Raw genomic sequence first — 7,395 nt, 5'->3', positions numbered from 1 at the left:
CGAAGCTGGCGCGTTACGACCGCTTCGGGTACCTGCATCCCTACTTGTTGCGTGAACCTCAATGTGGCCAGTTCTACAGGTGTTCACTCCAAGCGTACGTAAAATACACTTTCGTGTCGTGATCCCTTTAACATCCCCACGACCGAAACCGGATCAGTAGGCGCGAGAATGGCGCCGAGCACGATGCACCATGTAAAGGGAACAGCGTGGCCCAACAGCGGAAAAACACTCCAGGCCGCGCCCGCCAGAAAGGCCACGGCCAGAACAGTCCCGAGAATGGACAGGGCTGTCACGGACATCAGTTTCGCACGCAGGTGTCCGACATCAACCTGCATGGCTCCGGCAAAGAGAAGAAGTGACAGCGCACCATTCAGAAGCGCCGCGGGTAGGTTGATGACCCCCAGCACAGACCGCGGCAGGGCCTGAAGATCATAGGCCGGGATCAGCAGGTTCAGAACCATGACCAGCAGGGAAGTCAGCAACGAGAAGATCAGAACGCCGATCGTCACGGGAACGCGAAGCGTGTGGTGATTGAGAATGCTAAAGGCAGCGGCAAGCACGAGAAGCAGGGCGATCAGGCTGATGGTATCCATGGTATGATCGCTGGCCTTTCTGGCGTTTCGCGTCAAGAAAAACCGGTGCTCTCTTTTATAGACCGGGATCTGCCAGAAGGACGGATATTCACAAAAGGTTACCGGTTCTGGCATCCCGAGCGGAATGCCCGCCATCACTGATCCGCCCTAGCCTGAGCGCATTGGTAACGACGGTGACGGAAGACAGCGCCATGGCGGCACCTGCGATCATCGGCGATAGCAACAGTCCGAATACCGGGTAGAGGACGCCTGCCGCAACCGGAATGCCGATCCCGTTGAACAGAAACGAGAAGGCAAGGTTCTGCCGGATATTGCGCATGATCGCGTGCGCCAGTTTTCGGGCGCGGACCAGCGCACCCAGGCTGCCATGGGCCAGTGTGATGCCTGCGCTCTCGATGGCGACGTCAGTCCCTGTTCCCATGGCGATACCTACGGAAGCCGCCGCGAGGGCCGGCGCGTCGTTCACGCCGTCTCCCGTCATCGCCACATGGCGGCCGACACTCTCCAACTGTCTGATGATATCGGCCTTGTCCTGGGGCTTCAGCCCGGCGTGTACCTCTGCAATGTTCCCGGCAGCCTGTGCCACAGCTCTTGCAGTCGTCTCGTTATCGCCAGTCAGCATGACGATGCGCATCCCGTCATCATGCAGCGCCGCTAACGCAGCTTTCGTGTCTTCCCGCAGCGGATCGGCCACGGCAATCGTCCCCGCTGCTTTCCCGTCTATCGCAACAAACATGACCCCCGCGCCGGACTGACGATATCGCGTTGCATCTGCCTCCAGCGGAGCGGAATCTGCCCCGGCCTGCTTGAGCCTTTCGGCATTGCCGATCACCACCTGACGGCCGCCTGCCGTGCCGCTGACGCCTAGGCCGGGCTGTGAGGCGAAATCGCTGACCTGCACCAGCGTGCCATGGCGCTCCTTCAGTGCCCGGACCACTGCCTGGGCCAGCGGATGCTGGGACTGCGCTTCGATTGAGGCCGCCAGACGCAGCACATCGTCCTCCTGCCACTCTGGCGCAACGTCGAGGGCGATCAGCCGGGGATGTCCTTCCGTGAGCGTGCCGGTCTTGTCCACCACCAGGGTGTCCACCTTGTCCAGTGCCTGCAGGGCCTCGGCATTGCGCACCAGAACGCCCTCACGCGCGCCGCGCCCGGTGCCGACCATGATGGACATCGGCGTGGCCAGTCCCAACGCGCAGGGACAGGCGATGATCAAAACGGATATGGCATTGAGCAGGGCATGGCCGAAGCGCGGCGTGGGACCGACAAAATACCACACGACGAAAGTCACGAGGGATATACCCAACACCAGCGGGACGAACCAGTCCGACACGCGGTCGGCGATGCTCTGGATCGGCGCACGACTATGCTGTGCTGTGGCAACCATTGCCACGATGCGAGCAAGCATGGTGTCGCTGCCGACCGCCCGTGCCTCGATTTCCAGGCTGCCAGTGCCGTTAATGGTGCCACCCGTTACCGCATCGCCCGGTTTCTTCGCCACGGGCGCAGGCTCGCCGGTGATCATCGCTTCATCCACACTGGACGCGCCGTTCAGCACCTTGCCATCGACAGGGACGGATTCACCGGGCCGAATGCGGAGACGGTCGCCTGTCGCGATATCTTCGACCGCAACATCGTTTTCCTGGCCGTCAGCGCCAATGCGATGCGCCTGTTTCGGCGTGAGATCCAATAGCGCGCGGATCGCGTTGCCGGTTGCGGCGCGAGCGCGCAGTTCCAGGACCTGCCCAACCAGCACGAGTGCCACCACCACGCCCGCGGCCTCGTAATAGACCGGAAGGCTGCCGTCAGGCATCCGGAAGGTCGCGGGGAAGGCGTCGGGAAAGATCGTTGCCACGAGGCTGTAGCCAAAGGCCGCACCCACGCCGAACATGATCAGGGTGAACATGTTGAAATGGCCGGTGCGTAGTGAGGCGAGACCGCACTGAAAGAACGGTAACCCGGCCCAGCAGACGGCAGGCAGCGTGAGCGCGAGTTGCACCCATGGCGACAGCACAGGCGGCACAGGATGCAGACCGACATCGCCTCCCATGGCGATGAGCATGAGCGGAATGGCAAGCACCCCGGCCACGATCAGGCGGCGCGTAAAATCCCTGAGTTCGGGATTTTCCTTATTGTGCCCGGTCGGATCCTCCGGCTCCAGCGCCATGCCACAGAGCGGGCAGTCTCCGGAGTGATCCTGCCGGATCTGCGGATGCATGGGACAGGTCCAGATTGTGTGGTTTCCGGCAAGAGAGGGCATTTCGTTCGTGGACGTATGATGGTCATGGCCGGTATTGCTGCCCGATTTCTGACCATGTTCCATTGCTGGCATCGCCGGAGCATTACCAGTTTTCTCTGCAGGTTCCAGCGCCATGCCGCACTTAGGGCATTTTCCCGGATGCGTTTCCCTGATTTCCGGGTGCATCGGACAGGTCCACGCCGTCTGGCCTGCCAGGGACTGGTCATGGGTAATGGACGCCTCGTCCGCCACGAAAGCTGCGGGGTCTGCCCCGAATTTCCGCTGGCAGTGTTCACTACAAAAATAATAATCGTGCCCATCATGCAGCGTGTGAAATTTTGCTGTCACAGTATTCACACTCATGCCACAGACCGGATCATGTACGGTTCTGGGCACCATCATCTGCCGATCATCCTGTCTGGTATCCGTCATGCGTGTTTCCCCGATGGAAGCGGCTGAATTTCAGACTGCGATGGAACAGGCATTGAAACCATGTCACAGCACAGACAATGAAACGACCACTTTGTCGAGACAGTTGCCCGCATACCGGTGATCCCCAAAAAGAGCATACATTCAGCGATTACATGATCGTCAGCAGGCATTGACCTACGTCGCTGTTACAATCAGTGTCTGGAATGAACGTAATCTTAGCTTCTGGACTGATGACCGACCTTATTCGAGACCTCATTCTTCGCTGGCGGGACGATCCGGCAGCGACCTATCAGAGCTGGTTTTTATGGGACGAGCGTATCAAGAACTTTCGCTCCATCCGCAGGGGGCTGCAGCAGGTTGTCACCGAGATTGCCGCTGGTACGTTCGGGGTCGCCTATCGTGGCTCCTCACTGGAAACAGTTGTCCATTCGATTGCGGAGCAGCGTCAGATTTTCAAGGGGGCAGATCATGCGTTCCTTTGGAAGCCAAAGCTACGAATTCCAGATATCTACGAGAATCCCGTCAACCAGAAAGCGTTCGGTCAGCTTCTCGATACCTGTCTGTGCTGCAATACTGAAGAGTACGTGGTTTCGGCCATTCATGCGATTGATGCTCGCAAGATAAAGGGACTGGGACCAGCCGTGGCCAATCTGCTGTATTTTCTGCATCCGACAATCATGCCGCCGTTCAACACGGCGATCGTGAAGGGCTATAACGCTCTGACCGGATCGAAGGTGAAACTGGGGCGATGGGAAGAGTATCTCGCCATGCGGCAGGGAATCCTGAAGCTGAATGCGACCTATCGTTCACTGCTTTCCAATGATCTGGGCGCCATCGGAGGACTGCTGTTTGACCTCGGTAGCGGACGCTATACAGCGCCACCTCTCGAGGATGACGAAACCGCGCGAAAGCTTTGGGAAGCCGATCTCCATCAGGTAAGGGAGCAGAGCGCGAAAGAAGCCCGGATCCTCGCCGCGGAGCGGGAAACGGATCATACCCATACCGAGATTCAGGGCTGGCTTCGTGATCTGGGGCTTTCCCTGGGGTATGATGTCTGGATTGCGGCCAATGACCGCAGTCGTCCATGGCAGGACGGTAAATTGGGAGATGGCTGCCTGTCGGTGTTGCCAGGGTTCACGACAGAAACGCAGGGAGCGGAATCCGTGCGCCTGATCGATGTCCTGTGGCTGGACCAAGAAAGCCGCAGGATTGTTGCAGCATTCGAGGTCGAACATTCAACGACCATCTATTCCGGTATCGTGCGGATGCTGGATCTTGCTCTCGGGTCAGAGGCGCAGGCCCTGGAGGGCCTGTTCCTTGTTGCGCCGGACAAGCGGGAAGCCGATGTGCGGGAACAGTTGAAGCGGCCGGCCTTCAGCAGGATTGCCGACCTGAAAGTCCGGTATCTGCCTTATGAGGCGCTTGAGAAGGATCGTGAGGCAATCGAGCGTTTTGGTCATGGGATGAAGCCTATTCAGGCAATATCCCATCTTCTTACCCCAGCGTGATGTTGATGACAGCAATGAGCGGTACAATATCTGTTTCAGAGCGGGCAGAGAAATCGGGGCAGCTTCCCTCTCTGTCCCGAACGTCTTTTGCCATACGATGTCCGCTTATCGGAACCGGGAGCGGTCCTGTTATACTACCAGGTGGAGAGATCGAAGAACCGTTGATTGAAGGCATTATGTCCTGATTTTGGGCTTAACGAGCAAGTATTGATGGTTCTGGGTAATGACTTTCGCTCTGTGCCTGGGGCAGAACGGGGAGCATTATAGGCTGGTTTTCTACGCGGCGGCGCTGATCCGCTCCAGAAACAGAAAGCGGCGCATGTTGTAGACGATATTGGCCAGTCGGCCGCTGCCGTCGCGCAATGGTTTTCGGTCGTCTCGGCACAACCCGTACCCGAACATGATGGCCGTCTCATCATCGCCCGTCAGGCAGCCGATGCTTATATGCACCGCAGCAAGGCTGAGAACACACTGCGCACCTGTCGCGCCGCCGTCCGGTCCTGGTGTCGCTGGGCCTGCCCTTCAGGAAACGTCCGCGCCTGCGGACTCAGCACCACCTGACCTGCCTGTCGTCCCGCCATCGTTCTGCTTCCGTCATTGCGACAGGAGCATCATCTAATGATGCTTATTTCAGTTTCAGATGACGAGGAGGAAAGAGTTCTTCGTTCTCTGGAATTGATGCTCGCAAAGGAAACGCCGAACAATTTCATGTAGAGTAAGCGCTAACTGAAATCGAGACGGCAAAAATCCACTTTTCCGTTCACATCTCAGTATCCTTAATGTCTCGAATGAAGGCGGCAGCCGCCTTTTCCTCGCATCTCGCCCACATATGTGCTAATGTTGGTTTGTGCTTCATGGGAGAGATATATCATGAGCCGACTGATCATTGATATGACGGATCAGCAGCACCAGAGCCTGAAAGCACTGGCGGCGCTACAGGACAAGACGATCAAACAGTATGCCCTTGAGCGCTTGCTCCCTGATAATCTTGATACTGACCATGCGTGGCAGGAACTTAAAAATCTTCTTAGAGCCCGCGTTCAGGAAGGTCTTGACGGCAAGGTAAGCTCAAAGAGCGTCAGTGCGATCCTTAGTGAGGAACTCAACGAGAAGCACGCTTGAAAAGTTACATCCTTACTGAAGCAGCGGAAGCTGATGTGCGTACAGTCATCCGTTACACAACAAAACAGTGGGGAGACGCTCAGGTTCGTCGATATGTCGCCGTTCTGGAGCAAGGCATTTATCAGTCTCGTCGAAGGTCATAGCGCTTTCAAGGATATGAGTACGCTGTGTCCTGGGTTGAGAATGGTGCAGGTCGACCATCACTACATTTTCTGTCTACCGCGTGAGGGTGCGCCAGCCTTGGTCGTGGCCATTCTACACGAGCGCATGGATCTTCTGACCCGCTTGGCAGGCAGGTTATGATCTGACGTCTGCTTTCGGGAACGCAGATTGCCGAGCCCTACGTCCGGGAAGAGGCAAGTGCTGCCTGCCTGCTTAATTCCTGATCCCAGTGGTTCCGAACCGGATCATCTTATGAGTTGGGAGTTTGACCGGCGATCCGATGCAGGTCCGCATTGTCATATGTCCGGCATCCATCTGCCACCTGCCCCACAAGCCCGGCAATCGCCTTCGCGACAGTTTTCGCGTCAATCGCGCCATATCCAGCAAGCCTGCCGATCATGAACGGTGCCAGCGCCGCCGCCAGCCGCTGACCGATCGCCTCCATCGGTCGTGCCTCTGCACGGTGACCCAGCAACATGCCGGGACGCAGGATGTCCACGCGGCTGAAACCGAGCGCCCTGATGTCGCGCTCGATCTCGCCTTTGGTCCTGAGGTAAAAACCGGGACCGCCCGCCCCCACGGAAGAAACGAGAATGAATTGACGTGCGCCAAGCGCATGTGCCGCTGTAGCAAAAGCGAGGACATAGTCATGATCTACGCGGAACATGGCCGTCTGCGATCCAGCGGCACGAATTGTGGTGCCCAGGCAGGAAATCGCCACGTCAGCGCCAGTTGGGGCGACGGTCCGTAACGTCACCTCGGGCGCCGCGTACAGGCGTTCGAAATCAATGACATGATCGGAGCAAGATGATTTCCGACGCGTCAGGCTGGTGACGACGGTATCAGGCCACTTGGTAAGGTCCGCATCGACAGAACGCCCGATGAGACCGGTGCCTCCGATGAGCAGAACGCGCGTCGTCATCGCAGGATCAGATTGGTGATGACGTCGATTAGTTTGCCGAATGGCGGCTGAAGCAGTGTTGCCGCATTGAAACGCCCCTGTCTGTACACCCCACGGGCATGTGTAAGTGCCATGAAGCCTTCCTTTCCATGATACGCGCCGATCCCACTGTCCCCCACACCGCCAAACGGCAGATCGTCCTGCACATAATGCATCAATGTACCATTGATCGTCACGTTTCCTGAAATCGTGTTCTTCAACACCCTGTCGCGTTCAACGCGGCTGTCGCCAAAATAATACAGGGCCAGAGGCGGGAGTGTCCTGAAGTCTGTGTATCTGGCCTGGCCCATGGGTTTTCAGATACTCAAGCGGCGAAGCGCTCGCCGAACATTATGGCGAACTGGTTGCGGGCTGCAAACCATTCCCGAACATTCCGCC

Annotated in this window: 5 protein-coding genes and 2 pseudogenes; 2 read left to right on the top strand and 5 right to left on the bottom strand. The window is 57.8% G+C overall.

Annotated features, from left to right (window positions below; genetic code table 11):
* Positions 1-125 precede the first annotated feature (125 nt).
* Both OQZ28_RS16910 and OQZ28_RS16905 read right to left on the bottom strand, forming a co-directional pair.
* Positions 126-593 (bottom strand): annotated as a pseudogene (locus tag OQZ28_RS16910) (cation:proton antiporter domain-containing protein); the annotation flags it as partial.
* Between the two features lie 88 nt (positions 594-681).
* Positions 682-3,264, bottom strand: a complete 2,583-nt coding sequence (locus OQZ28_RS16905; RefSeq protein WP_159264361.1) for a heavy metal translocating P-type ATPase — start codon at positions 3,262-3,264, stop codon at positions 682-684.
* Between the two features lie 230 nt (positions 3,265-3,494).
* On the opposite strand from OQZ28_RS16905, the gene OQZ28_RS16900 reads away from it, so the two are divergent.
* Positions 3,495-4,772, top strand: a complete 1,278-nt coding sequence (locus tag OQZ28_RS16900; RefSeq protein WP_217420445.1) for a type II restriction endonuclease — start codon at positions 3,495-3,497, stop codon at positions 4,770-4,772.
* Positions 4,773-5,048: 276 nt separating this feature from the next.
* On the opposite strand, the gene OQZ28_RS16895 is transcribed toward OQZ28_RS16900, so the two are convergent.
* Positions 5,049-5,222, bottom strand: coding sequence for a hypothetical protein (locus tag OQZ28_RS16895; protein WP_174520980.1), 174 nt, complete (start codon positions 5,220-5,222; stop codon positions 5,049-5,051).
* 420 nt (positions 5,223-5,642) lie between these two features.
* Here OQZ28_RS16895 and OQZ28_RS16890 point away from each other — a divergent pair, with 420 nt between their 5' ends.
* Positions 5,643-5,894: an antitoxin gene (locus OQZ28_RS16890; RefSeq protein WP_061276282.1), complete on the top strand. Its 252-nt coding sequence runs from the start codon at positions 5,643-5,645 to the stop codon at positions 5,892-5,894.
* A 412-nt stretch (positions 5,895-6,306) separates the two neighbouring features.
* Here the strand turns inward: OQZ28_RS16890 and OQZ28_RS16885 are convergent, their stop codons facing one another.
* Both OQZ28_RS16885 and OQZ28_RS16880 read right to left on the bottom strand, forming a co-directional pair.
* Positions 6,307-6,978 carry an NAD(P)H-binding protein gene (locus tag OQZ28_RS16885; RefSeq protein WP_061276280.1) on the bottom strand — a complete coding sequence of 224 codons (672 nt, stop codon included), beginning with the start codon at positions 6,976-6,978 and terminating at the stop codon, positions 6,307-6,309.
* Positions 6,975-7,268 (bottom strand): annotated as a pseudogene (locus tag OQZ28_RS16880) (aldehyde dehydrogenase family protein); the annotation flags it as partial. The pseudogene OQZ28_RS16880 and the gene OQZ28_RS16885, both read right to left, overlap by 4 nt.
* Between the last annotated feature and the right edge of the window lie 127 nt (positions 7,269-7,395).

The sequence above is a fragment of the Komagataeibacter sp. NFXK3 genome (assembly GCF_054182245.1).
Note: the sequence above shows the minus strand (reverse complement) of the source record. Positions and strands in the feature narration are given on the sequence as shown.